At 71.8% G+C, this 25721-nt stretch carries 25 protein-coding genes and 1 tRNA gene; 15 read left to right on the forward strand and 11 right to left on the reverse strand.

Annotation, left to right across the window (positions count from 1 at the left end; genetic code table 11):
• Window positions 1-93 precede the first annotated feature (93 nt).
• The 6 genes from aceE to ACFWE1_RS11650 all read left to right on the forward strand — a co-directional run bounded on the left by aceE (window position 94) and on the right by ACFWE1_RS11650 (window position 7758).
• A complete protein-coding gene (aceE, locus tag ACFWE1_RS11625; protein WP_376933598.1) occupies window positions 94-2820 on the forward strand; it encodes a pyruvate dehydrogenase (acetyl-transferring), homodimeric type in 2727 nt (908 codons plus the stop codon).
• Between the two features lie 13 nt (window positions 2821-2833).
• Window positions 2834-4051 (forward strand): PucR family transcriptional regulator, encoded by a 1218-nt coding sequence (locus ACFWE1_RS11630; protein ID WP_376933599.1) that lies wholly within the window; start codon window positions 2834-2836, stop codon window positions 4049-4051.
• Between the two features lie 109 nt (window positions 4052-4160).
• Complete coding sequence (locus tag ACFWE1_RS11635) at window positions 4161-5084, forward strand: ACP S-malonyltransferase (RefSeq protein ID WP_376933600.1); 924 nt, start codon at window positions 4161-4163, stop codon at window positions 5082-5084.
• Between the two features lie 41 nt (window positions 5085-5125).
• Window positions 5126-6130, forward strand: a complete 1005-nt coding sequence (locus ACFWE1_RS11640) for a beta-ketoacyl-ACP synthase III (RefSeq protein ID WP_376933601.1) — start codon at window positions 5126-5128, stop codon at window positions 6128-6130.
• A gap of 67 nt (window positions 6131-6197) precedes the next feature.
• Window positions 6198-6446 (forward strand): acyl carrier protein, encoded by a 249-nt coding sequence (locus ACFWE1_RS11645; RefSeq protein WP_189086421.1) that lies wholly within the window; start codon window positions 6198-6200, stop codon window positions 6444-6446.
• A 76-nt stretch (window positions 6447-6522) separates the two neighbouring features.
• Entirely contained in the window at window positions 6523-7758 is a 1236-nt protein-coding gene (locus ACFWE1_RS11650) for a beta-ketoacyl-[acyl-carrier-protein] synthase family protein (RefSeq protein ID WP_376933602.1), read from the forward strand.
• A gap of 148 nt (window positions 7759-7906) precedes the next feature.
• On the opposite strand, the gene ACFWE1_RS11655 is transcribed toward ACFWE1_RS11650, so the two are convergent.
• A complete protein-coding gene (locus tag ACFWE1_RS11655) occupies window positions 7907-8428 on the reverse strand; it encodes a DUF3145 domain-containing protein (protein ID WP_376933603.1) in 522 nt (173 codons plus the stop codon).
• A 219-nt stretch (window positions 8429-8647) separates the two neighbouring features.
• Here ACFWE1_RS11655 and ACFWE1_RS11660 point away from each other — a divergent pair, with 219 nt between their 5' ends.
• The gene (locus ACFWE1_RS11660) at window positions 8648-9265 is read left to right on the forward strand and encodes a PadR family transcriptional regulator (protein ID WP_376933604.1); all 618 of its coding nucleotides are present in this window, start codon (window positions 8648-8650) and stop codon (window positions 9263-9265) included.
• Here ACFWE1_RS11660 and ACFWE1_RS11665 read toward each other — a convergent pair.
• Window positions 9244-11046 (reverse strand): bifunctional 3'-5' exonuclease/DNA polymerase, encoded by a 1803-nt coding sequence (locus ACFWE1_RS11665; RefSeq protein WP_376933605.1) that lies wholly within the window; start codon window positions 11044-11046, stop codon window positions 9244-9246. The genes ACFWE1_RS11660 and ACFWE1_RS11665 overlap by 22 nt on opposite strands.
• 37 nt (window positions 11047-11083) lie before the next feature.
• Between ACFWE1_RS11665 and ACFWE1_RS11670 the strand changes: the two genes are divergently transcribed.
• The 3 genes from ACFWE1_RS11670 (at window position 11084) to ACFWE1_RS11680 (ending at window position 13985) form a co-directional block, all read left to right on the forward strand.
• Window positions 11084-11836: a hypothetical protein gene (locus ACFWE1_RS11670; RefSeq protein WP_376933606.1), complete on the forward strand. Its 753-nt coding sequence runs from the start codon at window positions 11084-11086 to the stop codon at window positions 11834-11836.
• A gap of 130 nt (window positions 11837-11966) precedes the next feature.
• Window positions 11967-12437 carry an NfeD family protein gene (locus ACFWE1_RS11675; RefSeq protein ID WP_376933607.1) on the forward strand — a complete coding sequence of 157 codons (471 nt, stop codon included), beginning with the start codon at window positions 11967-11969 and terminating at the stop codon, window positions 12435-12437.
• 84 nt (window positions 12438-12521) lie between these two features.
• Complete coding sequence (locus tag ACFWE1_RS11680) at window positions 12522-13985, forward strand: flotillin family protein (RefSeq protein WP_376933608.1); 1464 nt, start codon at window positions 12522-12524, stop codon at window positions 13983-13985.
• 81 nt (window positions 13986-14066) lie between these two features.
• Here ACFWE1_RS11680 and ACFWE1_RS11685 read toward each other — a convergent pair whose 3' ends face one another.
• Window positions 14067-14417, reverse strand: a complete 351-nt coding sequence (locus ACFWE1_RS11685; RefSeq protein ID WP_376933609.1) for a metallopeptidase family protein — start codon at window positions 14415-14417, stop codon at window positions 14067-14069.
• A 385-nt stretch (window positions 14418-14802) separates the two neighbouring features.
• Between ACFWE1_RS11685 and ACFWE1_RS11690 the strand changes: the two genes are divergently transcribed.
• From ACFWE1_RS11690 to ACFWE1_RS11705, 4 genes are all read left to right on the forward strand, one after another.
• Window positions 14803-15390 (forward strand): hypothetical protein, encoded by a 588-nt coding sequence (locus ACFWE1_RS11690; protein WP_376933610.1) that lies wholly within the window; start codon window positions 14803-14805, stop codon window positions 15388-15390.
• Window positions 15391-15427: 37 nt separating this feature from the next.
• On the forward strand, window positions 15428-16189 hold the full coding sequence (locus tag ACFWE1_RS11695; RefSeq protein WP_376933611.1) for a hypothetical protein: 762 nt from the start codon (window positions 15428-15430) through the stop codon (window positions 16187-16189).
• A gap of 413 nt (window positions 16190-16602) precedes the next feature.
• Entirely contained in the window at window positions 16603-16788 is a 186-nt protein-coding gene (locus tag ACFWE1_RS11700) for a hypothetical protein (RefSeq protein WP_376933612.1), read from the forward strand.
• A 178-nt stretch (window positions 16789-16966) separates the two neighbouring features.
• The gene (locus tag ACFWE1_RS11705; RefSeq protein WP_376933613.1) at window positions 16967-18223 is read left to right on the forward strand and encodes a tyrosine-type recombinase/integrase; all 1257 of its coding nucleotides are present in this window, start codon (window positions 16967-16969) and stop codon (window positions 18221-18223) included.
• A gap of 89 nt (window positions 18224-18312) precedes the next feature.
• Here ACFWE1_RS11705 and ACFWE1_RS11710 read toward each other — a convergent pair.
• From ACFWE1_RS11710 to ACFWE1_RS11720, 3 genes are all read right to left on the reverse strand, one after another.
• Window positions 18313-18386, reverse strand: a tRNA-Ile gene (locus tag ACFWE1_RS11710).
• Between the two features lie 9 nt (window positions 18387-18395).
• A complete protein-coding gene (locus tag ACFWE1_RS11715) occupies window positions 18396-19646 on the reverse strand; it encodes a glycosyltransferase (RefSeq protein WP_376933614.1) in 1251 nt (416 codons plus the stop codon).
• Between the two features lie 159 nt (window positions 19647-19805).
• Window positions 19806-20723, reverse strand: coding sequence for a DMT family transporter (locus ACFWE1_RS11720; protein ID WP_376933615.1), 918 nt, complete (start codon window positions 20721-20723; stop codon window positions 19806-19808).
• Window positions 20724-20764: 41 nt separating this feature from the next.
• On the opposite strand from ACFWE1_RS11720, the gene def reads away from it, so the two are divergent.
• Window positions 20765-21331, forward strand: a complete 567-nt coding sequence (gene def / locus ACFWE1_RS11725) for a peptide deformylase (protein WP_285463742.1) — start codon at window positions 20765-20767, stop codon at window positions 21329-21331.
• A 3-nt stretch (window positions 21332-21334) separates the two neighbouring features.
• Here def and ACFWE1_RS11730 read toward each other — a convergent pair whose 3' ends face one another.
• The 5 genes from ACFWE1_RS11730 to ACFWE1_RS11750 all read right to left on the reverse strand — a co-directional run bounded on the left by ACFWE1_RS11730 (window position 21335) and on the right by ACFWE1_RS11750 (window position 25714).
• A complete protein-coding gene (locus ACFWE1_RS11730) occupies window positions 21335-21640 on the reverse strand; it encodes an AzlD domain-containing protein (RefSeq protein ID WP_376933616.1) in 306 nt (101 codons plus the stop codon).
• Entirely contained in the window at window positions 21637-22383 is a 747-nt protein-coding gene (locus ACFWE1_RS11735) for an AzlC family ABC transporter permease (protein WP_376933617.1), read from the reverse strand. The genes ACFWE1_RS11730 and ACFWE1_RS11735 overlap by 4 nt, the downstream gene beginning before the upstream one ends.
• A gap of 76 nt (window positions 22384-22459) precedes the next feature.
• Window positions 22460-23341, reverse strand: coding sequence for a DUF1684 domain-containing protein (locus tag ACFWE1_RS11740; RefSeq protein WP_376933618.1), 882 nt, complete (start codon window positions 23339-23341; stop codon window positions 22460-22462).
• A gap of 61 nt (window positions 23342-23402) precedes the next feature.
• A complete protein-coding gene (locus ACFWE1_RS11745; RefSeq protein WP_376933619.1) occupies window positions 23403-24734 on the reverse strand; it encodes an acyl-CoA thioester hydrolase/BAAT C-terminal domain-containing protein in 1332 nt (443 codons plus the stop codon).
• The gene (locus ACFWE1_RS11750) at window positions 24731-25714 is read right to left on the reverse strand and encodes an Ldh family oxidoreductase (RefSeq protein WP_376933620.1); all 984 of its coding nucleotides are present in this window, start codon (window positions 25712-25714) and stop codon (window positions 24731-24733) included. Before ACFWE1_RS11750 ends, ACFWE1_RS11745 begins: the two co-directional genes overlap by 4 nt.
• Between the last annotated feature and the right edge of the window lie 7 nt (window positions 25715-25721).

Raw genomic sequence — 25721 nt, forward strand, 5'->3', positions numbered from 1 at the left:
GAATCACTAGGATGGCGTGGTGCCGCTCGGGCGAGGAGTCCGCTCGGCGCGCACACGCACGAACCGCTTCGAGACTACTGAAAGAGGTCGAGTGTGACTGTCAACGACCAGGACCCTTACTCGGTCGACGCCATGGACTCCGATCCCGACGAAACGGGTGAATGGGCCGAATCCCTCGACGCTCTCGTCGCGGAGAAGGGCCACCAGCGGGCCCGCGAGATCATGCTGAGCCTGCTCAAGCGCTCCAAGGAGCTGCACCTCGGCGTGCCGATGGTGCCCACCACCGACTACCTCAACACGATCGCCCCCGAGAACGAGCCCGAGTTCCCGGGCGACGAGGAGATCGAGCGCCGCTACCGCGCCTGGATCCGCTGGAACGCCGCCGTGCTCGTGCACCGCGCCCAGCGCCCGGACATCGCCGTCGGCGGCCACATCTCGACCTACGCGTCGAGCGCCGCCCTGTACGAGGTCGGCTTCAACCACTTCTTCCGCGGCCAGGACCACCCCGGCGGCGGCGACCAGGTCTTCTACCAGGGCCACGCCTCCCCCGGCATGTACGCCCGCGCGTTCCTCGAGGGCCGGCTCAGCGCCGACCAGCTCGACGGCTTCCGCCAGGAGAAGTCGCACGCCCCGAACGGCCTCTCCAGCTACCCGCACCCGCGGCTCATGCCCGAGTTCTGGCAGTTCCCGACCGTGTCGATGGGCCTCGGTCCGATCAACGCGATCTACCAGGCGCAGCTCAACAAGTACCTCACCAACCGCGGCATCAAGGACGCCTCCGACCAGCACGTCTGGGCCTTCCTCGGCGACGGCGAGATGGACGAGGTCGAGAGCCGCGGGCAGCTCCAGGTCGCCGCGAACGAGGGGCTCGACAACCTCACCTTCGTGATCAACTGCAACCTGCAGCGCCTGGACGGCCCGGTGCGCGGCAACGGCAAGATCATCCAGGAGCTCGAGAGCTTCTTCCGCGGCGCCGGCTGGAACGTCATCAAGGTCATCTGGGGCCGCGAGTGGGACGAGCTGCTCGCCCGCGACCACGAGGGCGCCCTGCGCAACCTCATGAACGTCACCCCCGACGGCGACTACCAGACCTACAAGGCCGAGTCGGGCGCCTACGTGCGCGAGAACTTCTTCGGCCGCGACCCGCGCGCCCTCGACCTCGTCACGCACCTGAGCGACGACGAGATCTGGGGCCTGAAGCGCGGCGGCCACGACTATCGCAAGGTCTACGCGGCGTTCAAGGCTGCGACCGAGCACAAGGGCCAGCCGACCGTCATCCTCGCGAAGACGATCAAGGGCTACGGACTCGGGCCGGCGTTCGAGGGCCGCAACGCGACCCACCAGATGAAGAAGATGACCCTCGACAACCTGAAGACCTTCAGGGACTCGATGCGCATCCCGATCAGCGACGCCCAGCTCGAAGAGAACCCCTACCTCCCGCCGTACTACCACCCGGGCGGCGAGGACCAGGCCATCCAGTACCTGCACGAGCGCCGGCGCGCGCTCGGCGGCTACACCCCCGAGCGGCGCACCTCGCACACCGCGATCTCGCTGCCGGACGACTCCGCCTACGCGATCGCCAAGAAGGGCTCCGGCACGCAGGAGATCGCCACGACCATGGCGTTCGTGCGGCTCCTGAAGGACCTCATGCGCTCGAAGGACTTCGGCCACCGCATCGTGCCGATCATCCCCGACGAGGCGCGCACCTTCGGCATGGACGCGTTCTTCCCGAACGCGAAGATCTACAACCCGAACGGCCAGCACTACACTTCGGTCGACCGCGAGCTGCTCCTCGCCTACAAGGAGAGCCCGCAGGGCCAGATCATCCACGTCGGCATCAACGAGGCCGGCGCGCTCGCCGCGTTCACCAACGTCGGCACCTCGTACTCGACGCAGGGCGAGCCGCTGATCCCGATCTACGTGTTCTACTCGATGTTCGGGTTCCAGCGCACGGGCGACGCGATCTGGGCGGCCGGCGACCAGATGGCGCGCGGCTTCATGATCGGCGCGACCGCGGGCCGCACCACGCTCACCGGCGAGGGCCTGCAGCACGCCGACGGCCACTCGCTGCTGCTCGCGTCGACGAACCCGGCGGTCGTCTCCTACGACCCGGCGTACGGCTACGAGATCGGGCACATCGTGCGCTCCGGCCTCGAGCGCATGTACGGCGGCGCGCACCCCGACCCGAACGTCATGTACTACCTCACGGTGTACAACGAGCCGATCGTCCAGCCGGCCGAGCCGGAGGGCGTCGACGTCGACGGCATCGTCCGAGGCATCCACCGCATCTCGCAGTCGCCGGTGCAGGGGCCCAAGGCGCAGCTGCTCGCGTCCGGCGTCGCCGTGCCGTGGATCCTCGAGGCGCAGCAGCTCCTCGCCGAGGACTGGGGCGTCTCGGCCGACGTGTGGAGCGTCACCAGCTGGTCGGAGCTCAACCGCGACGGTCTCGCCGCCGACGAGCACAACTTCCTGAACCCCGACGCCGAGCGCCGCGTGCCGTACCTCACGCAGAAGCTGTCCGGCGCGGCCGGTCCGTTCGTGGCGGTCTCCGACTTCATGCACGGCGTGCAGGAGCAGATCCGCCCCTACGTGCCGGGTCAGTACGCCACGCTCGGCGCCGACGGCTTCGGCTTCTCGGACACGCGCCCGGCGGCCCGTCGCTTCTTCAAGATCGACGGCCCCTCGGTCGTGGTCCGCACGCTCGAGCTCCTCGCGGAGCGCGGCGAGGTCGACCGCTCGCTCGCCGGCCAGGCGATCGCCAAGTACCGTCTGCACGACGTCAACGCCGGCACCACGGGGTCGGCCGGCGGCGAGAGCTGACGGGCGACCGGCATTGGCGACGAGGCCCCGGACGAAAGCGGAAACGCTCGCGTGGTTGCGCACCATCTCGGGCGAGCTGTCCACTCAGACGCTGAAGCGGCTGGAGGACACGCTCCCCTGGTACGGTGACATGCCGCCGAGCCGACGCTCGGCCGTGGGCCTCGTCGCGCAGGCGGGCATCACCTCCTTCATCTCCTGGTTCGACGACCCGCGCTCCACGCCGTGGATCGCCGCCGACGTGTTCGGCGCGGCGCCCCGGGAGCTGCTGCGCTCGGTGAGCCTGCAGCAGACACTGCAGCTCATCCGGGTCGTCGTCGAGGTCGTCGAGGAGCGGGTGAAGGACGGCGGCGAGCCGCTGCGCGAGGCGATCCTGCTCTACTCGCGGGAGATCGCCTTCGCCGCGGCCGACGTCTACGCGCGCGCCGCCGAGGCGCGCGGCCTCTGGGACGCGCGGCTCGAAGCGCTCGTCGTCGACTCGATCCTCTCCGGCGAGTACGACGACGAGCTGCCGAGCCGCATCGCGGCACTCGGCTGGCACGGCCACGGCGAGGTCGCGGTGCTCGTCGGCACGGCGCCGAAGCAGTTCGACGTCGACCAGGTGCGCCGCGCCGCGCGGCACATGCACGCCGACGTGCTCATCGGCGTGCAGGGCAACCGGCTCGTCGTCGTCATCGGGCGCGCCGACCCGCAGGCGCGCGAAGGCGGCGAGGAGACGATCGGCACCGCCCCGGCGCTCAGCTTCCTCGAGATCGCGACCCAGCTCGAACCGCACTTCGGCGCGGGGCATCTCGTGCTCGGACACGAGGTGCCGAACCTGGTGGATGCCTCGAAGAGCGCGAAGGCCGCCCTCGCGGGCTTCGCCGTCGCGAGATCCTGGCGGCACGCCCCGCGGCCGGTGCACGCCGACGACCTGCTGCCGGAGCGGGCGCTCGCGGGCGACCCGCTCGCTCGAGCGACGCTCGTGCACCGCATCTACCGGCCGCTCCAGGCGCACTCCACCGAGCTGCTGACCACCCTGTGGAGCTACCTCGACAACGGCCGCTCGCTCGAGGCCACGGCGCGGGAGCTCTTCGTGCACCCGAACACGGTGCGCTACCGGCTGAAGCGGGTCTCCGATGTGATCGGGTATGACGCGACGGGGGCGCGCGAGGCGCTGATCCTGCAGTCGGCGCTGATCGTCGGGTCGATGAGCGATCACGAGGCGCAGCCCCGTCGTCGCAGCGCGAGCTGACGGTCGCGCGCCGACCGCCGCGGCTTCTGTGCCCCGCGCACAAGGGATCTTTCCAGACCTTGTGGCGTGTGCACACCCACGACCGTCCGGGCGTTGGCAGACTAGTCGGGTGATCGTCGTCGTCTGCCCTGGACAGGGCTCGCAGACCCCCGGATTCCTCACCCCGTGGCTGGAGGACCCGGCGCGCGCCGCGCGCCTGGCCGAACTCTCCGCCGCGGCCGAGCTCGACCTCGCCGAGCACGGCACCGTGAGCGACGCGGAGACCATCCGCGACACCAAGGTGGCGCAGCCGCTGATCGTCGCGGCCGGCATCCTGACGCTGGAGGCGCTCTTCGCGGACGGCCGGGCCGCCGGGGTCGGCGGCATCGCCGGACACTCCGTCGGCGAGATCACCGCGGCGGCCGGCAGCGGCGTGCTCGACGCGAACGAGGCGATGCGCTTCGTCGCGGCCCGCGGTCGGGCGATGGCGGATGCCGCGGCCGAGGTCGCGACCGGCATGAGCGCCGTCCTCGGCGGCGACGAGCAGGAGCTCCTCGCCCGCCTCGCCGAGCTGGGCCTCGAGCCCGCCAACTACAACGGCGGCGGCCAGATCGTCGTCGCCGGGGCCCTCGACGCCCTCGAGCAGCTGAAGGCCGAGCCGCCCGCCGGCACCCGGGTCGTCCCGCTGCAGGTCGCCGGCGCCTTCCACACCCGCTACATGCGGCCGGCCGTGGACCGGCTCGCCGAGGTCGCCGCGACGCTCTCCCCCGCCGACCCCGCGCTCCCGCTCTGGACGAACCGCGACGGCAGCCGGGTGGAGTCGGGCGCGGCGTTCGTCGAGCTCCTCGTCGGCCAGGTCTCCTCGCCCGTGCGCTGGGACCTCGACATGGCCGCCTTCGCCGAGGCCGGCGTCACCGGCATCATCGAGCTCGCGCCGGCCGGTGCGCTCGTCGGGCTCGCCAAGCGCGGCCTCAAGGGCGTGCCGACCGTCGCCGTGAAGACGCCCGACGACCTGGCGGCCGCCGCCGAACTGATCGCCACCCAGGCCGCCTGAGCCCGCTCCCCCCGAGAAGAAGCAGAGAAGAGTCGAAGCGCATGACCAAGCCGACCCTGCAGCAGTCGCACGGCCCCGCCTACACGCGGATCTACGCGATGGGCGCCGCCCGCGGCGAGCACGCAGTGCCGAACGAGGAGCTGATCGGGCCGATCGACTCCTCCGACGAGTGGATCCAGCAGCGCACCGGCATCGTCACCCGCACCCGCGCGAGCGCCGCCGTGAGCGCGCTCGACCTCGCGACGGAGGCGTCGCAGGAGGCGATCGCGAAGTCCGGGATCTCCCCCGAGCTCATCGACCTCGTCATCGTGGCCACGATCTCGAACGTGCAGCAGACGCCGTCGATGGCCGCCGTGCTGGCCGACCGCGTGGGCGCGAACCCCGCGGCCGCCTACGACGCCAACGCCGCCTGCGCGGGCTACGCCTACGCGGTCGCCCAGGCCGACGCACTCATCCGCACCGGCGTCGCGCACTACGCGCTCGTCGTCGGCGCCGAGAAACTCTCCGACGTCGTGGACCCGACCGACCGCAGCATCTCCTTCCTGCTCGGCGACGGCGCGGGCGCCGCGGTGATCGGGCCGAGCGACTTCCCCGGCATCGCCCGCACCGTCTGGGGCTCCGACGGCTCGAAGGCCGGCGCCGTCGGAATGAACCGCACGCTCGTCGAGTACCGCGACGGCGAGGGCGAGTGGCCGACCCTCCGCCAGGAGGGCCAGACCGTCTTCCGCTGGGCCGTGTGGGACATGGCGAAGGTCGCGAAGCAGGCCCTCGACGCCGCGGGCATCACGAGCGCCGACCTCGCGGCGTTCATCCCGCACCAGGCGAACATGCGCATCATCGACGAATTCGCCAAGCAGCTGAAGCTGCCCGAGTCGGTCGTGATCGCCCGCGACATCGCGACGACGGGCAACACCTCGGCCGCCTCCATTCCGCTCGCCACGCACCGCCTGCTCGAGGAGCACCCCGAGCTCTCCGGCGGCCTCGCGCTGCAGATCGGCTTCGGCGCCGGACTCGTGTTCGGCGCCCAAGTGGTGGTTCTTCCCTGAACCATCGGTCCCCGTCCCCCTAGACTGTGTCTCGGTCAAACGAGACACCCCTGCAAGGAGAAGAACCATGGCATTGTCCAACGAAGAAGTGCTGGCCGGCCTGGCCGAGCTCATCAACGACGAGACCGGCATCGCGACCGACACGGTTGAGCTGGACAAGTCGTTCACCGATGACCTCGACATCGACTCGATCTCGATGATGACGATCGTCGTCAACGCCGAGGAGAAGTTCGATGTCAAGATCCCCGACGAAGAGGTGAAGAACCTCAAGACCGTCGGCGACGCCGTCAGCTTCATCGTCAAGGCCCAGGCCTAGGCATCGCGACGAGCGGGCCGCCCAGGCGGCCCGCTCGTACGGTCCTCGTCCCGTTTCCTCCCGGAGTGTTTTCGTCATGACCAAGAACATCGTCGTCACCGGCATCGGTGCGAGTTCGCCGCTCGGTGGAACCGCCCCCGAGAGCTGGGACGCCCTGCGCGCCGGCGTGTCCGGCGCCCGCACCCTCGAGCACGACTGGGTCGAGAAGTACGAGCTTCCCGTCACCTTCGCGGCCGAGGCCATCGTGCGCCCCGAGGCCGTCCTCGAGCGCCCCGTCGCCAAGCGTCTCGACCCCGCCTCCCAGTTCGCGCTCATCGCCGCGAAGGAGGCCTGGGCCGACGCCGGCGCCCCCGAGGTCGACCCCGAGCGTCTCGGCGTCGACTTCGCCACCGGCATCGGCGGCGTCTGGACGCTGCTCGACGCCTGGGACACGCTTCGCGAGCGCGGCCCCCGCCGTGTGCTGCCCATGACCGTGCCGATGCTCATGCCGAACGCGGCCGCGGGCAACCTCTCGCTGCACTTCGGCGCCCGCGCCTATGCGAGCACCTACGCGAGCGCCTGCGCCTCGAGCACCGAGTCGCTCGTGAACGCCGTCAAGCACCTGCAGGACGGCCTCGCCGACATCGTCATCGCGGGCGGCACGGAGTCGGCCATCCACCCCATCACGATCGCGTCCTTCGCCTCGATGCAGGCGCTCTCGCGGCGCAACGACGACCCGGCGCACGCCTCGCGTCCGACGAGCATCGACCGTGACGGCTTCGTCATGGGCGAGGGCGCCGGCGCGCTCATCCTCGAGACCGAGGAGCACGCCAAGGCCCGCGGCGCCAAGATCTACGCCTACGTGGTCGGTGGCGGCGTCACGGCCGACTCGTACCACATCACCGCCAACGACCCCGAGGGCCGCGGCGCGTCCCGCGCGGTCGAGCTCGCGCTCGCCCAGGCCGGCGCCTCGGCCGACGAGGTGACGCACATCAACGCGCACGCGACGTCGACGCCGGTGGGCGACCCGAACGAGTACCAGGCGCTGAAGACGGTGTTCGGCAGCCGCATCGACGACATCCCGGTGTCGGCGACCAAGGCGTCGACGGGCCATCTGCTCGGTGGCACCGGCGCGCTGGAGGCGATCTTCACGATCTTCGCGATCCGCGACCGCCAGGCACCTCCGACGATCAACCTCACCGAGCAGGACCCCGAGGTCCCGTTCCGCGTCTCCGGCGAGTCGCAGGACCTGGGCTCCGGTGACCAGCTGGCGATCTCGAACTCCTTCGGCTTCGGCGGCCACAACGCGGTCATCGCGTTCCGCTCCGCATGATCCGACGCCGTTCGCACGGCGCATGACGACGGCCCCGGTGGGATTCCTACCGGGGCCGTCGTCATCGGGCCGCCCGCTTCGCTCGTACGGTCGCCGGGATTCCTCGTCCGACCTCCGCGTCGCGCCGCAGGCGACCCGCGGCATCCGCTCAGCCCACCTGGTGCAACCAGACGACTGGAGCGAAGTCGCTCGCCTGACGGAAGGGTTCGAGTTCGTCGTCCCACGCCTGGCCGAGCGCGAGGCGCAGCTCGCGGTGCAGCTCGACCGGGTCGTGCCCGGCGAGTTCGAGGGCGTAGCGCACGCGGTCCTCCGGGATCACCGCGTTCCCGGCGCTGTCGGTCTGCGCGAAGTGGATGCCGAGGTCCGGCGTGTGCATCCAGCGTGCGCCGTCGCTGCCGGCTCCGGGGTCCTCGCTCACCTCGAAGCGCACGTGGTCCCAGCCGCGCAGCGCTGAGGCCAGCCGGGCGCCGTCGCCCTGCGCACCCTCCCAGTAGTACTCCGCGCGCATGCTGCCGCGGAGCACCGGCTGCTCCTGCCAGTCGAAATTCACGGGCACGCCGAGCGTGCGTCCCGCCGCCCACTCGAGGTGGGGGCAGATCGCTCGTGGCGAGGAGTGCACGAACAGCACTCCTCGCGCGGCGCGCGTGGCCCGCGTGAGCTGCTCCGCCATCTCTACTCCGTTCTCTGAGGTGCGTCTTCCCCTACGACCTCGGAACGAACGGGCGGATATTCGATTGCCGACGGCACAGCCGTCACCCGCGATTATGCCTCGCATCAGGCGGAATGACAAGAATTCCCGGCGCGTCGCGGCCGATGACGGCATGGCGCGCGACTCCCCGGCAATACTATGCTCGGTGAGGAGTTCTTAGCTCAGGATCGGAGACGCACCGTGGCCGTTCGCGAAGCCCTGCTCACCCTGCTCGGCATGGGCCCGGCCTACGGCTTCGCCCTGCACGGCGGCCTCGCCGAACGCACGGGCGGCCGGCGGGCGGTCAACGTGGGTCAGAGCTACGCCACGCTCGAACGGGCGACCAAGGCGGGGCTCATCGCGCCGGCGGGCGCGACCGAGGACGGGCTGCCGCTGCACGGGCTCACCGACAACGGCGAGACGGTGGTCGCGGGCTGGCTCTCGGGCGCGGATGCCCCGGGCGCCGACCCGTGGGACGAGAGCCTCGACCGCGTGCTCATCGCCGCCTCGCTGCCCGCTGTGCCGCTCTCCCCCGTGCTCGCGGCGGAACGCGAACGCTGGCTCGCGCGCCTCACCGCTGCGAACGAGCTGGCCGCGAGCGAGAGCGCCGCCGCCGAACCGGCGGAGCCGGATGCCTCGCCGGGCGCCCGCCTCCGCCGTCTGGCGGCTGCCGCCGACGCCGCGCGCGCCCGCGCCGCCCTGACCTGGCTCGACGAGGTCGAGGCGGCGCAGGCGTCCGCCGAGCTCGCGTTCGCCCCCTCGGACGTGCGCCCGAAGCGCGGTCGACGCCGCTCGGCTCAGCCCTCGGCCAGCGCGTAACTGTCGACGACGGCGAGGTCGAGCGGGAAATCGAGGGGGAAGTCACCGAAGAGCAGGCGCCCGGCCTCGGCCGCGCACTCGGCGACGGCCGCCGCGGCCTCGTCGGCGCGCTCGGCCGGGGTGTGCACGATGATCTCGTCGTGGAGGTAGTACACGAGGTGCGGCACCGCCTCGAACACCGGGCCCGACGCCGCCGCTCGGCTGTGCGACGGCTCCATCGCGGCCAGGCGCGAGCGGAGCGCCGCCATCCAGCAGAGCGACCACTCGGCCGCGCTGCCCTGCACGACGAAATTACGCGTGAAGCGGCCCCAGTCGCGAGCCGAGCTGCGCGCCCGGCGTTCGTCGCTCGGACTCGCGTCCGGCTCGCTCGCGCGCTGCTGCACCTCGCGCCAGCTCGCCGGCGGCAGGGGCGAGGATCGGCCCAGGTTGGTGGTCACGCTGCCGCCGCGCTCACCCTGTGCGGCGGCTCGGTCGACCAAGGCCATCGCGCGCGGGAACGCCCGCGCCAGCCGCGGCACGAGCCGGCCGCTGTCGCCCGTCGTCGCACCGTACATGGCGCCGAGCACCGCGATCTTCGCCTGGTCGCGCTCCTCGACGACGCCGGCCTCGACGATGCCGCGGTACACGTCGCGCCCGCGGGCCGCGTCGGCCATCGCCTCGTCGCGGGCGAGCGCGGCGAGCACGCGCGGCTCGAGCTGCGCCGCGTCGGCCACCACGAGCCGCCAGCCGGGATCGGCGACCACCGCGCTGCGCACGAGCTTCGGCAGCTGCAGCGCGCCGCCACCGGAGGTCGCCCAACGCCCGGTCGCGGTGCCGCCGGGGACGTAGTCGGGGCGGAACCGGCCGTCGACGATCCACTCGTCGAGCCAGGCCCAGCCGTTCGCGTTCGCGAGCCTGGCGAGCTTCTTGTACGAGATCAACGGTTCGATGGCGGGATGCTCGTGCTCGCGCAGCTCCCAGCGACTCGTGGACTCGACCGGGATGCCCGCAGCGCGGAGCGCGCGCAGCACCTCGAGCTGCGAATCGAGGTTCAGCCCCGGCGCCTCGAGCTCACGACGCACCGCAGCGGCGAACCGCTCCATGTGCTCGGGCTTCGCGCCGGGGCGCGGCCTCGGGCCGAGCGTCGTCTCGAGCACCCGCTCGTGCACCTCGCGGCTCCACGGGAGTCCCGCGGCGTGCAGCTCGGCGCCGATCAGCGCCCCCGCGGACTCGGCGGCGAGCAGCAACCGCATGGCCCGCGGCCGGGCACTGCCGGCGGTGAGCGCCCGCTGGCGGGCGTCTTCGGCGAGCACCTCGTCGAGACTCGGCCCGCCGGCGCCGGCGCCGCGATCGCCGCCGTCGAAGTCGTCGAAGTCGAACAGCGCGGTGCCGGCCGCAGCGGGCGTCGGGGCGAGTTGCCCGGCGCGGAGCGTGGCGATCCACGTCGGCGCCGCAGCGGCACCGCGTTCGCGCGCCGCCGCGGTGTCGGTGGAGTGGTCGAGGATCGCGGCGGCGAGCAGCAGGTCGTCGCACCGCTCGACGCGCACCCCAGCGGCGAGCAGCTTCGGGTACCACTGCCGGGTGTCGCTCCAGACCCAACGAGGGGACTCCTCGCGCTCGAAGCGGGCGATCGTCGCCGCGAGCTCGGCGGCGGGGACCGCGGCGAGCGGCTGCGCGGGCGCCTCGGGGTCGACGAGGGCGATCAGGCCGTCGTCGCGGGGACCGATCGCGATGCGCACGCTCCCAGTGTGGCCCACCCCGGTGACATCGCCGGCGCGCGTGTCGGTGGTGCCCGCCAGCATGGCGGCATGACGACGACTGCGAATCCGGCGGCCCGGCATGGCTGAGGTGAGCTTCCGCTGCGGACACGGCGGCGACCCGGAGCGGGGCGCCATCCGCCTCTCCCGCGTCTGCCCGGTGTGCATGCTCATCGCCGAGACCCAGCGCTCGCGCGGCGAACTGCTGCGCCGTGCGAGCCCGCCCGAGCGCGGGCGGCTCGCCCGCGAGACCCGCATCGGCGCCGAATACGAGTGGCGCTGCGAACGCGGGCACGACCGCTACCGGGCGAGCGTGCGCGAGCAGCTCACCGGCACCGCATGCGCGAAGTGCCGCACGGGCGCGGGCGCCCCGGCCGCACGGCGCGAGGCGGGCGTCGCGTTCATGAACCCCGGCCTGCGCACCCGCACCTCGATGACCGAGCAGCGACTCAAGGGGCTCCTCGGCGAACGCATCCGGCTGCACCACCGGGTGAACGCCGTGCGCGTCGCACGCACCTTCTTCGGTCGCACCGAGGTCTGGCCCGACATCCTGGTCCCGCAGCTGCGCATCGCGATCGAGTACGACGATCCCGGCCGCTCACGGCGGGCCCACCTCGGGCTCAAGGAGGCGTCCGACCGCGAGAAGGACGAAGCGCTCGCCGAGGTCGGCTGGGACGTCATCCGGGTCCGCGGCGGCGGGCTCGACGCGATCGGCCCGAACGACGTCGTGTGCCGTACCGTCGACGCCCGCGTCGCCGACGAGATCGTCGAGCGCATGGTGCGGCTGCGCGGCGCCGAGGCCGTCCGGGCGCTCGCCGTCGTCGCGCCCGCCTAGGGGGCCGCGCCGAGTGCGCGTGCCGCTGCACGTGCTCCGGCACCGCCGGCCCGATCAACGATGCGGGGCCGGGAGCTCTGCCGATAGGGTGAACGCACTCCACTTTCCACGACCAGAGAGGCTCGGCGACGTGCTCCTCCCCTTCCTCATCGTCGGAGGCGTCGGCCTCGCCCTGCTCCTCGTCTCGCTGATCCTCGGCGACATCCTCGACCACTTCGAGATCGGCGACGGCGCGATCTCGGGCACGGCGCTCGCCGTCGGCCTCGTCGTGTTCGGCGCCGCGGGCACCCTCACCGCCTCGCTCGGGCTCGAACTCGTCTGGGCCTATGTGCTCGCCGCCGTCCTCGCCGTGGTCGCCTACGCGCTGAGCGTGCTCGTGGTGCGAAACCTCACCCGCAGCTCCGACGGCGCCCCGATCTCCGCCGTCGGCCTCAGCGGCGTCGCCCGCTCGGACATCTCCCCCGCCGGGGGCGAGGTCAGCCTCGACGGGCCCGGCGAGCTCGAGCGCCGCATGGCGTACTCCGCCGACCCCATCGCCGAGGGCTCGCGCGTGCGCGTCGTCGAGCAGGCCGGCAGCCGGGTGAAGGTCGTCGCCGACTAGCCCCGCGTGCCCGGACGGCACGCCAGAGACTCCCCCGGGCGCCCCAGGCGCCGACCCCCGTCCCGAACCGAGAAGGAAGCCCCCATGCTCGACCCGACCCTCATCCAGGTGATCGCGATCATCGCGCTCGTCATCGCCCTGCTCGGCCTGCTCGTCTTCATCGCCCGGCGCATCCGCCGCGTGCCGCCGAACGAGGCGCTCGTCATCGTCGGCCGCGGCGCCGGCCGCGCCGCACCGGAGCAGGCCAGCGGGCAGCGCGTCGTCATCGGCGGCCGCACCTTCGTCTGGCCGATCCTGCAGCAGGGCTTCTCGATCTCCCTCGAACAGCGCCAGATCGGCATCACCGTCGAGGGCGTCGACAAGAACCGCATCAAGATCGCGATCAAGGCGTCCATCAACTTCAAGGTCTCCGGCAACGAGGACGGCGTGCGCCGCGCAGCCCAGCGCTTCCTCTCGCAGCAGCAGCTGCTCACCGAGATCATCAAGGAATCGCTCGAGGGATCGCTGCGCTCCATTGTCGGCGACATGACGATCGAGCAGATCATCTCCGACCGCAAGAGCCTCTCCGACCGGGTCGTCTCCGAGACGAAGGCCGACCTCGTCGAGCAGGGCCTGCAGGTCGACCTGCTGAACATCTCCGACATCTCGACCCCCGGCAGCGACTACCTCGCGAACCTCGGCCGTGCCGAGGCCGCCCGGGCGCGCCAGGTCGCCGAGATCAGCGAGGCCGAGGCCGCCCGCGCGAGCGAGTTCGCGCGCATCGAGGCCGCCGAGCAGATCGCCGAGCGCCAGAAGGCGCTGAGCCTGCGCCAGGCGTCGATCAAGGCCGAGACCGACCGCGCGAACGCGGAGGCCGAGGCATCCGGCCTCCTGGCGAAGGCCGAGCAGGACAAGCTCGTCGCCACCGAGGAGCGCGAGGCGCTCGCCGAGCAGGCGCTCGTGACCCAGGAGCGCCTCGACATCGACGTCCGCAAGCCCGCCGAGGCGGAGGCGTACGCCGAGGTGCAGCGCGCGAACGCGCAGCGCGACGCCGCGAACGCGGCCACCGAGGCCGACGCCTACAAGCGCACCAAGATCGCCGAGGCGAACAAGGTCGCCGCGGTGCAGGATGCCGAGGCCGCCGCGACCTCGGTGCGCTTCGCCGGTGAGGCCGAGCGCGACCGCCAGGTGGCCCTCGCCGCCGGTATCCGCGCCGACGGCGAGGCGAAGGCCGCCGCCATCCAGGCCGAGGGTCTCGCCGAGGCGGCCGCGACCGACGCGAAGGCGCAGGCGCTGAAGAAGTACGGCGAGGCGGCCCTCGCGCAGGAGATCATCTCGCGCCTGCCCGAGATCGTGCGCGCCGCGGCCGAGCCCATCTCGAACATCGACACCCTCACGGTCGTCTCCACCGACGGCGCGAGCGCGGTCACGAAGACCGTCGGCCAGGTGCTCGGCGAGGGCACCGAGGTCGTGAAGTCGCTCACCGGGCTCGACGTCTCGTCGATCCTCGCCGGGCTCGCCGGCGGCGCGGTCGTCAAGCAGGCCGAGGAGCCCGCGGTCGCGAAGTAGCGCGACGCACGCGCAGCGCGGGCCCCGGTGACGATCGTCGCCGGGGCCCGTTCGCGTCGGCCTGCCGCCGCGGGCGCTCGACTAGGCCCAGCCGAGCTCGCCGAGTCGGGCGTCGTCGAGGCCGAAGTAGTGGCCGATCTCGTGCACGAGGGTGATCCGTACCCGCGCCCGAAGCGCGTCGAGGTCGGCACTGTGCTCCTGCATGGTGTTGCGGAAGAGCGTGATCCGGTCGGGCAGCTCGCCGAAGCCGTAGGCGCCGCGGGTCTTCAGCGGGCGGCCGCTGTAGAGGCCGTAGAGGCGCGGCCGCTCCCCCGGCGGCTGATCCGCGACGAGGATGGCGACGTTCTCGAGCCCGCGCACCATCTCGTCCGGCAGCGAGTCGTAGACCTCGCCCACCATCCGCTCGAAGTCGTCCTCGGAGATCTCGACCATGGCTCGATTCTGCCTCGGCGGGGCTCGAGGGGCGAGCCCCGGCACGATCGGTGCGCACGTCGTAGGGCGGACGGGACTTGAACCCGTGACCGATGGATTATGAGTTCCGAGGGCTGCGTTTGCGGCCGTGATCGGCCGTAGTCCGAGCGTCCCGATTCCCTGATCAGAGGAGGAAACTAACCGGTCCAAAGTGATGGAGCGTGCTGCATGAGTGCTAGGGCGTCCCCTAGCAACGCCCTAGCATCACCCCCTCCCCTGCCCGTTCCGCCGAAGGGCCTCTGCCCCTCGATGACATCCGCCTCTGTATACGACCCCAATTCTCGAAATCGCGACTGTCTGGCGTGGCGCTTTCAAGAGGTGGCCCAGATGCATGTTCAATCACCGCATGCGGAAGAAGAGCGGCAAGCGCGCCGCACGACGATTCGATGCCGAGATAACCGAGGTCGAGCGATTCCTTACGGATGTCACATCCGCAACGCTGGACAAGCGCTCGCTGAGTTGGGCGCATGAGGTCGCGCTACTCAAGCTCACGGTGGCGTTGGAGCGCGTGATGCTCGAATGCCTGGTGGCTGCGATCAACAACAGCACCGGACCACTTTCCGCAAGGACGCAGGTGAAGTTCCCGAAGCACATCACGAATGAGGTCGCGGAGTACCTTGTGGTCGGGAGCAGCTATTTCGACTTCAGGGGCTCACGCGACGGACTCATCAAGAAGATTAGGGAGTTCGTGGACGAATCCCACTGGCTCGTGACCGCCGTGAAGACGACCGACAAGCCCACCCTCGACAAGTTGTTCGCGATTCGCAATTGGGCGGCCCACGAAAGCAAGACGGCGAAGCGTCGCGCGATCGCGCTCGTTGGACCCGGGGCTGGCTCGCCGGGCTCGTGGCTCAAGAAGGGCGGGCGCACGGCGGCGTTCATCCGGGAGCTTCGTGACCTTGCCAACGAAATCGAGTCGGCTGCCCCGTTCTGATCACTCAATTCGAGAACCGCGGCGCTACGCTCGCCGCATGGCAACTCAGGGCATCCCGCCGGCCGCTGACCTCATGGCCTTCGTCGAGCAGATCGGCTCAGAGATCGACGAGCGCGAAGCGTACGAACTCCGCGCCGACCTCGCGAGCAGCTTCGCCGCCCTGTTTGGGGTGAGTGTTCAGGCGATTCGACTCGCGCGAGCATTCGGCGTGCTGCGCGGTTCAGGATTTGGCCGCGAGGGGTTCGTCGCTGCACGCGCCGCGTTCGAGCACGCCGTGATCGCCCAGTGGTGCCTGCACACCGCTGGCGGCCTCGATCGCCTCCGGGTCGAAACACACAGGGACATGCGGAACTACTACGGGGAGATGGGCCGCTGGCTCGGAGACGACGAGCTGCTCGAGCGCGTCGCCGAGGTCGACGAATTCGCTGGCCAGAAGGGGATGAAGAGGTTCAGCCAGATCATGGACGACTTCGAGGAGGGCGACTTCCTCAAGATCAGCTACATGAATCTGTCTCGGGTCACACACGTGACCTCGGAGACGGTCACCGCCTTCCACCTTCCGCAGCCTGATGACGAACGGGCCGTCACCACAAACCCTGCCGCGAAGGTCGACACCCAGGGCGCCTACATCGCGGCCGCCTCCGCCATGCTCGCCGCCGACGTCATTGGCGAGCTTGTCGACGATACCGACCTCCTCGGGCGCCTCGACAAGCTGTCTGACGAGTTGCGGATCCCGATGAGCCTGCGAGAAGCGATCCCGAAGGCAAAGCGAGCGCCTCATCCGCACGGGCGCGACTAACCCTACAATTCTCCGCTCGAGCGATACCCCGGGGGTATAGCCTCAGGGTGTGAATGCCAATCACCGACCAATGCGAGCCGTGAAGGCCGCGACGCAGCGGCCAAGGCCATGAAGGTGTGGACGGCGCGCGTCAACGGGGAGACGTGGGAGTCAGCGGCGGCGCTGGCCGGCTTCTCGGATGCCCCGGGCGCGGTTCGGGCGGTGCGCAACTACTTCGGCGCGCTGCCGCCGTCGCCTACCGCTGAGGATGCCCGCGTCCTCTGGCGTGAGCTTCTCGAGCTGCTCTGGCGTCAGGCGGTCATCGATGTTCGAGGCCAGCGCGCCGGCGCCGTCCGCGCTGGTGTCGCGATCGCGCAGCGCGCGGCCGCCCTCGACGGGCTCGACGCGCCCGTGAAGATTCAGACGACGGGCAGGTGGTCACCGACTGGTCGCAGCTCATCCCCGTGCGGATCCTCGCGATCCTCGCCGACGAGTTCGAACAGGAAAGCGACGACGGCGAGACGTTGGTCAGCTCCGACGGCAACCGAGGCGACCCCGGCGACCGAGTGGCCGGCATACGCCCTCGCCTCGGCTCGTCGGCGCGCTGGCAACCGAGATGATCGCCGAGGGCGTGAATCACCGCGAGGAGCTGGCGCGTCTGTTCCTCGGCGACAGAACACGGGTCTACGCCGTAGACGGCTGGCTCAGGCAGGCGCGCGATGCAGGATTCCTCGCGCCGCGAGGTCGCGGCCGACCCCGCAAGAACTCGACGACGACCACGACGAACGGAGCCTCCGAATGAGCACCCCGAAGCGCTACCCCGGCACCTTCCAGCGGCACGGCAAGAACTGTGCGCGGTCAGCGCCCTGCCGCTGCCCGTGGGCGTACACAGCCGAGGCGACGAAGGCCGGTCGACGCGCGCAGATCACGAAGTCAGGATTCACGAGCGCCCGCGCCGCGGCCACGGCCCGCGCCGAAGCACTCGCCGAGCTACGATCGAACCCGCTGACCAAGCGCGGGCAGACCGTCGAGGCCGCGCTCGAGGCGTGGCTCGATCGCAAGGTCGCCGCCGGGGCGCTGCGCCCGTCGACCGAGCAGGCGTATCGGCATCACGTCCGGGTGTATCTCGTGCCGATCCTCGGCAAGGTCAAGCTCTCCGACTTGCACGTCGGGCACCTCGACCACCTGCAGGCCGAGGTACAGCGGATGCGTCCGAGCATGAGCGCGGCGACCCGCACCCGCAATCACGCGACGCTGCGGAGCGCGCTCCGCGACGCCTACCGGCGCGGCGAGATCGCCGACGCCCCGACCCGCCGCATGGAGCCGATCAGGGCGCCTCGGCCCAAGGTGAAGGTCTGGCAGCCCGAGCAGTTTGGCCGGTTCCTCGACTGGCTCGAGGCTGGCGACGACCGGCTCGCCCCGGCCGTGCACCTCGCAGGCATGACCGGGCTCCGCCGCGGTGAGCTCTGCGGGCTCCGCTGGCTCGACGTCGACCTTGAGCGCGGTCGGCTCGTCGTCGCTCAGCAGGTCGTGCAGCTCGGTCGCGAGCAGCACGTCGGCGCCCCGAAGACAGCAGCCGGCGAGCTGCGCGTCGTGGACCTCGATGCCGAGACCGTGGCCGTGCTGCGGCGGGTGCAGGCGCAGCAGGAACGCGAGCGCGCCGAATGGGGCGAGGCCTACGTCGACTTAGGGCTCGTGCTCACGTGGCAGGACGGCCGGCCGTTCATCCCGGAGGATCTCACCCGCCGGTTCCCCAAGGCCGTGCGCAGGTTCAATGACGAGCTGGCGGCGAAGCTCCGCGGCGAGGCGCACGAGAGCGACCCGACGCTCGTCGGCGCTCCCCTGCCGCTCGTCCGGTTCCATGACCTGCGCCACCTGCAGGCGTCGCTGCTGCTCGCCGCAGGGGTGCCGCTCGCGCTTGTCTCGAAGCGCCTCGGACACTCGTCGGTGCAGGTGACGAGTGACACGTACGCGCACATGCTCGAGGGCGTCGGCACACAGGCCGCAGCCGCTGCAGCGGCGCTCATCCCGAGGCGTTCCGCCGATGTTCCCTAGCGATTCCCTAGCATCCGGCCCAACCAGGGCCGCGAACCTAACGTGGCGGACTACGCAGAATCGCCGCCTGACCAGCCATTTCGCTTCGGTAGGGCGGACGGGACTTGAACCCGTGACCGATGGATTATGAGTCCACTGCTCTGACCAGCTGAGCTACCGCCCCCTGCGCCGGTCAGTCCTCGCGGGCCGCCGACGCCGGATCGGTGGCCGGGTCGGCCACCGCCTCACCACGATACAGACTCTCGAACGTCGCGAGCGTGCGCTGGATGTCGTGCGCCTCGATGAGCCGCATCGAGCCCTCCTTGAGGCGGCGCAGCTCGTCGGGATCGGCCTCGAGGACGGTGCGCAGCTTCGCCGCGAGGTCCTCGGGGTTCGACGGCTCGAAGAGGTAGCCGTTCTCGCCGTCGTGCACGAGGTGCGGCAGCGCCATCGCATTCGCCGCGACGACGGGCAGCGCGGAGGCCATCGCCTCCATCGTGACGATGGACTGCAGCTCGGCGATCGACGGCATCGCGAGCACGGTCGCCCGGTGGTACGCGTCGCGGAGCTCCTCGTCGGTGACTCGGCCGGTGAAGGTGACGCGATCGGCGATGCCGAGCTCCTCGGCGAGGTGCTGCAGCGCCTTGAGCTGGTCGCCGCCGCCGACGATCTCGATCTTCGCGTCGAGCTCGGGGGGCAGCAGCAACGCGGCGCGCAGCAGCACGTCGATCTGCTTCTCGCCCGTCACCCGACCGACGAAGAGGATGCGGTTCTCGGTGCGCGGCTCCCAGTTCGGGGAGTACTTGTGCGCGTCGATGCCGCAGGAGATCGCGTGCACGCCGCGGAGGCCGGTGTAGCGCTCGAGGAACTCGGCCGCACGACGGGTCGGCGTGGTCACGGCCTCGGCGCGACCGAAGGTGCGCTTCGCCGCCTTCCAGGCGAGGCCGACGGCCCACTCCTGCCAGGCCTTCGGGATGAGCGTGAACTCGAGCATGTTCTCGGGCATGAAGTGGTTCGTGCCGATGATGCGGATGCCGCGCTTCTCGGCCTCGATCGACAGGCCGCGGCCCACCACGATGTGCGACTGGAAGTGCACGACGTCGGGCTGCACCTCGTCGAGGATGCGGGCGGAGTTGCGCTTGATGCGCCACGGCAGGGCGAAGCGCAGCCAGTCGTGCGGGTACCAGCGCCAGCTGTAGAGGCGGTGAGCCACCACCTCCTGCCCCTCGTGCACCTCGTTCCACGTGCCGTGCTTGCGGCTCGCGGCCGGGGCGACGACGTGCACCTCGTGCCCGCGCTCGACGAGGCCGGCGGCCAACCGCTCGGCGAAGCGGGCGGCGCCGTTCACGTCGGGGGCGAAGGTGTCGGCCCCGATCAGGATGCGGAGCGGGCGCTTCGAGGCGGTGCCGAGCTCGGCGGGCGCCGGATCGGAAGAATCTGACACGTGGGAGGTTCCTCACAGTTCGAGCGTCGGGAACGGTTCGTCCCCCAGGTGGGCGCGCGAGGTGGGCGCGGCTGCAACCGACCTTAGTCTACGCAGGGCGCGGCGAACGGCTCGCCGCGCGCATGTCATCCCACGGGATGACGACCCCTCAGCTGCGGCTCAGAGCCGCGTCTGCGGGTGATTGCGGGCGAGCATGAACACGCCGAAGACGGCGATCGCCCCGGCGACGATGAAGACCGGGATGGCCCAGATCGGCGCCTGCGACGCCTCGCCGAGCACGACGATGCCGATCGCGACGGCGACCATCGGGTCGACAACGGTGAGGCCGGCGATGACGAGGTCCGGCGGGCCCGAGGCGTACGCGTTCTGCACGAAGTAGGCGCCGAGGCCCGTCGCCGCAAGCAGCGCGATGACGCAGATCAGCGTGATCCACTCGAAGTCGCCCTGCTGGATGCGGCCGAGCACCACCTTGGCGAGGGTCGCCACGAAGCCGTACACGACGCCCGCCATGATGACGTAGAAGATGGCGCGCACGCGGTGCCGGAAGAAGACGAACGCGAGGCCGGCGAGCACGAGCACGACGGCGAGGATCACGAGGATCGTGATGAGCTGCTGCTCGGTCACGGGCTTGTCGACCGCGGTGAAGGCGGCGACGCCGACGAACAGGAACACGCCCCCGACGCAGAGCGCGATCGCGGTGATCGCCTTGCGGTTCAGCTTCACGTGGTTCACCTTCGAGTTCACGATGGAGGTGATCACGAGGGCGATCGCGCCGAGCGGCTGCACCACGATGAGCGGGGCGAAGTAGAGGCTCGACAGCTGGAAGACGACCGCGAGACCGAGCATGAGCGTGCCGAGCACCCAGGACGGCCGGGCGAGCAGCAGCGCGAGCTGCTTGAGGCTCAGGCCCTTGCCGAGACTGTCGGTGGTGTGCGACTCGACTTTGACGACGCCGCGGTGCTGGAACTGCGCCCCGAGTGACAGGAACACCGCGCCCGCGATCGCGAGCGGGATGCCGATGAACTGCTGCGGGTCGAGGGCGATCTGCTCGGTGAGCTCGCTCAGGTCCGGATCCACGACCTCGACCCTACCCGCTCGCGCCTCGATATCCTTGCCGAATGGCCGTGCTCCCCATTCGAATCACCGGCGACCCGGTGCTGCACTCCCCCGCCCGCCCCGTCGAGACGATCGACGACGAGATCCGCACGCTCGTCGCCGACCTCTTCGAGACGATGGACGCCGCCCCGGGCGTCGGTCTCGCCGCCCCGCAGGTGGGCGTCGACCTCCGGGTCTTCACCTACGGCTGGACCGACGAAGAAGGCGTCCGCTGGCGCGGCGTGGCCATCAACCCCGAACTCCTCATCTCTCCCCCGCCGCCCGGCGAGCCCGACCTCGACGAGGAGTCCGAAGGGTGCCTGTCGTTCCCGGGCGAGCGCTTCGGCCTGCGCCGCGCGGAGCGCGCGGTGCTGCGCGCCACCGACCTCGACGGCGAGCGGTACGAGATCGACGCGCAGGGATGGCTCGCGCGCATCTTCCAGCACGAGTACGACCACCTCGACGGCGTGCTCTACACCGACCGGCTCTCGCACGCCGACCGCAAGATCGTGACGAAGATCACGAAGAAGCTCGGCTGGGGCCGCCCCGGCGTCTCCTGGATGCCGGGCGTCGACGACCTCGAGGGCTGAGCCTCAGCCGAAGGCTCGGATCGCCGCCGCGACGACCGCGGCCGCCGCCACCGCGACGATGAACGGCGCCCGGATGGCGTAGAGCGCAGCGGCGACGATGAGCGCGGGCACGCGCGCGTCGACGACGATCGCCTGCCCGGCGCCGAGCGTCTGCACCACGATGAGCGCCGCGAGCAGCGCCACCGTCAGCAGGTCCGCGATGCGCGCCGGACGCTCGCGCTCGAGGAAGCCGACCGGCACGAGGTACCCGCCGAGCTTCAGCGCCAGCGTCGCGGCGGAGGCGATGAGGATGAGGTGCCAGGTCGTCATGCGCGGCGCCTCCGGTCGAAGAGGTTGAACCAGCCGATGAGCAGGGCCACGAGCGCGGCGATCAGCACGGGCAGTCCGGGCATGACGACGGGCATCACCACCGCCGCGACCACGGCCGCGCCGACGGCCACGGCGCCGGCCTGCACGCGCTTCAGACGCGGCCAGAGGAGGCCGAGGAAGGCCGCTCCGGCGGCGGCATCCAGCCCCCAGGCCCGCGTATCGCCCATCGCGTCGCCGATGAGCGCGCCGGCGAGCGTCGTCAGGTTCCAGCCGACGAACACGATCGCCCCGGTCAGCCAGAAGCCGAGGCGGGCGTTGCGCGGCAGCTTCTGCGCGAGCGCGACGGCGGTGGACTCGTCGATGGTGATCCACGCGGCGAGCACGTTCCGCGCCGGGCTGCCGCCGACGAGCGGCTTCATCCGCATGCCGTAGACGACGTTCCGGATGCCGAGCATCGCCGCCGTCGCGATGGCGGAGCCGCCGGCGGCCGCCCCGCCGGCGGCGAGGACGCCGACGAGGGCGAACTGGGAGCCGCCGGTGAACATGACGAGGCTCAGGAAGACCGTCTGCCACACGTCGAGGCCCGCCGCGACGGAGAGCGCGCCGAACGAGATGCCGTAGATCGCGGTCGCGACGCCGACGGCGACGCTCTCGCGGATCGTGCGTGCGCGTTCGCCCGCCTCGTCGACGGCGTCGTCGGGCGTGAGCTCGGCCGCCTCGTCGCCGGCTGGACGTTCCTCCACTGCACCTCCTCGGGCGCCCGCGCGCCGGTTCGCAGCATACCCGGGGCAGGGCGGCGACCCGGCCCGGCTGCCGGGCTCAGGCGGCCGGTGCCTCGAAGGTGAGCACGCGTGCGATGTCGGTGGCGGGGCGCTGCTCGCCGGCGAGCACCTCGAAGTCGAGGTGGTTCTGCTGCGGCACCACGGGGCAGGTCACGAAGTTCGTGAACGCGCAGGGCAGGGCGTGCAGGTAGTTGAAGTCGATGACGTCGATGCGTTCGCCCGCTTCGTCGGCGAACTGCAGCTCGACGACGCGACCGGCGCCGTAGGTGGTGCGCCCGCTCGTGCGATCGCGGAGGTGGGCGACCGGTTGCACCCCGTGCGCCGTGTCCTTGCCGATGAGCGCGAGCTCGTAGCCGCGCCCCTCGAACTCGAAGCGCAGGGTACCGATGCGCGCGGTCGTCTCGCGCACGCCCGTCTCGACGGTGGGCTGCTCGACCTCCTCACGGGCCGCCGGCGTGAAGCTCGCCGGCAGCCGCCACGCGGGGTCGTAGTCGTACGCGGTCAGGCCGGAGAGGTCGACCCCCGCAGACGCCTGCGGGTCGCGAACGCGGATGGCGTAGAGCGGGTCGCCGCCGTCGCTCGTCCGGACGATCGTCTCGACCTCGCTCCGGCCGAAGTAGACGGGCGCGCTCGTGCCGTGGCCGTAGGTCTGGTTCCGGCCCGGCCGGATCTCGACCGGCGCGCTCGGGTACTCGCCGTCGACGACGAGGTTGGGCCCCTCGACCGACGGGGTGTAGATGATCCGGCCTTCCTCCACCGACCAGGTGCCGGGCAGCAGTTCGAACGTCTCGTCCCGCGAGGCGTCGGTGAGCCAGTACTGGGCGACGAGCGCGGTCCAGCCGTAGGGCCGGCCGAGCTCGGCGACGCGCGCGTGGCGCCACTCGCGCCACTGTCCCTCGAGGTGTTCGATCGCTGGCATCTGGGTGGTTCCTTCTTTCGTGGTGGTGCGTGGGATGCAGACGGGCAGCCGGCGCCGGCCGTCAGGCGGCGGCCGCGCGGTGGATGAAGGCGCAGATCTGCTCGAACGAGTCGGCGCTCGCGCGGGCGTTGCCGCGCGGGGTGCCGCCGTTCGAGTAGCGCACGCCGGAGACCGGGTGCACGCGCTCGATGTCGGTGCTCGGCAGATGCGGCAGTCCGATGCCGTGCCCGGCGTCTTCGTAGTCGAGGTGCAGCCGCTCGGCGCGGTGCCCGTGGCGGGCGAGGCTCGCGAGGACCATCCGTGAGGCGCCGCTCGACGGCCACGCCCGGTCGTCGAGCCCGGACACGCAGGCGACCGGCCCGGCGAAGCGTTCGATGGGGATGCGCGAGGCGAGCGCGAGCCGGCGGTCGCGGAGCCCGTCGACGTAGACGTCGGCGTGTCTCGTGGGCGGCGGCTCGTCGTTCCAGGGCTGCCAGTCGACCTCGGCGTTGTCGTGCCAGAGGTGTTCGAGCGGCTGCCCGCCGCGGGTCCAGCTCGGCCCGTCCCAGCCCTCGGCGGGGTCGGCCGCGCCCTGTGCCCCGAACACGTACGCGCCGGGAACGAAGCCGGCGATCGCGAGGATGCGCTCGGGGAAGGTCGCCGCGAGCAGCAGCGAGAGCTCGCCGCCGCGCGACTGCCCGGTGACGATCGGCGCCCCGCCCGCGGGGGCGAGCTCGTCGCGCACGAAGTCGATCGCGCGCTCGAAGTACTCGAGCGGGGTGCGCGAGAGGAAGTCGGGCAGTCCGGGGCCCCGGAAGTAGCCGAGCGCCAACGCCTGGATGCCGCGCGCGGCATACTGCGCCGCCCTGGCCTCGTTGATGCCGCCGCCGGAGCCGTTCAGCACGAGGGCGGTCGGGAACGGCCCGCACCCCGCAGGCCGGAACAGCGTGCCGACGAGTCCGTCGTGCCGGACTTCACGGCGCTCGACCCCGGGCACGAGGAGCTGCTGCACGAGTTCGGCGTGCGTTTCGGCTCCCCCGGCGCCCGCGTCGCCGAGCTCCGGAAGGCCGGTGCCGGGCTCCTCGCGGGCGTGCAGCCGGGTGACGAGGGGCTCGCCGACGTCGAGCGGCTCCGCGGAGCCGCTCGTGCCTGGCTCCCGACGTTGCGCCCAGCAGAGGCCCATGGCGTCGGCCGTGCGGACGTCGCCCGAGACGGGCGCGTCGCGGTCGAGGCCGATGCGGCCGTCGGCATCGGCGAGGTAGCTCGCCTGCGCCGCCCAGTCGCCGCCGCTGCGCCGGGTCGTCGCCCGGATCGTGACGAGCGCGCCCGGTGCGGCTCCGCGGACGGTGATCGTGCGGCGCTGCCAAAGCGGTCCGACCGGCGGTTCGACCCGCAGCTCGAGCCCCCCGCTCATCGGGCGCCGCCAGTGGAGTCGATGCCGTCGAGCCACGCCGTGGTCGTGCCGTCGAGCGCGATCCGACCGGCGAGGGCGGTCGTCCGCGGCGGCAGCGCGTCGAAGCGCGCGGGCAGGTGCCCGCCCGCCGCTCGCCACTCGTCCGCGAACCGCGCGGCGCCCGCGGCGACGTCGGCCGCACCGGTCCCGCCGGCGTCGACGGCGATCAGGATGGCCCCGCGCGTGCCGTCGGCGGCACCGCGCCCGCCCGTCACGACGCCGGCGAGCAGTTCGACGACGAGCCCCGTGAGCGAGCCGAGCAGGCTCGTCGGTACGAGCGCGGCGAGGCGCGAGGCATCCGTCGTCTCGGCGCCCTCGGCGTCGATCGCGAGTCCGGCCGGCAACGCGCTGCCGTCCGCGCGATGGCGGCGCAGCGCCGCCATCGTCGCGGGCGCGGTGGCGTAATCGACGACGAGCGGCGGCGTGTCCGGCCTCGGCACGGCGATCGCGATCGGGTTGGTGCCGACGACGGGCTGCGTGCCGCCCCAGGGCGCGACGATCGGCGGCGCCTGGGCCGCGATGACGGCGACGAGCCCCTGCTCGGCGAGCCCGCGGGCGGCGAGCCCGAGCACGCCGAGTGCGCCCGCGCCGCGGATGCCGACGACGGCCGAGCCGTTCGCCGCCGCCCGCTGCGCCGCGGACTCGGTCGCGCGGGCCAGTGCGACGATGCCGGGCCGCCCTGTGGCGTCGATGCTCGCCGTCGCCGGGGCGGAGGCGGTCACCGGCGGTTCGGCCCGCTCCGCCGCGCTCGGCCCGGCCGTCAGGCGGTCGAGGTCCCGCCGGAGCATCCCGATGCCGAAGTCCGGCAGCCCGAGCAGCTCGGCCTCGACGAGCCAGCGCGAGGCGAGCTCGAGCTCGGCGAGCGGCGCGTCGGGGGCGGCACCCCGGAGCCGGTCGAGGACGAGCGCCTGCGCGGCGCCGGCGTCGAGAGAACCTGACATGCCGGCC

This window comes from Agromyces sp. NPDC060279 (genome assembly GCF_042726785.1).
Classification (GTDB): Bacteria; Actinomycetota; Actinomycetes; order Actinomycetales; family Microbacteriaceae; genus Agromyces.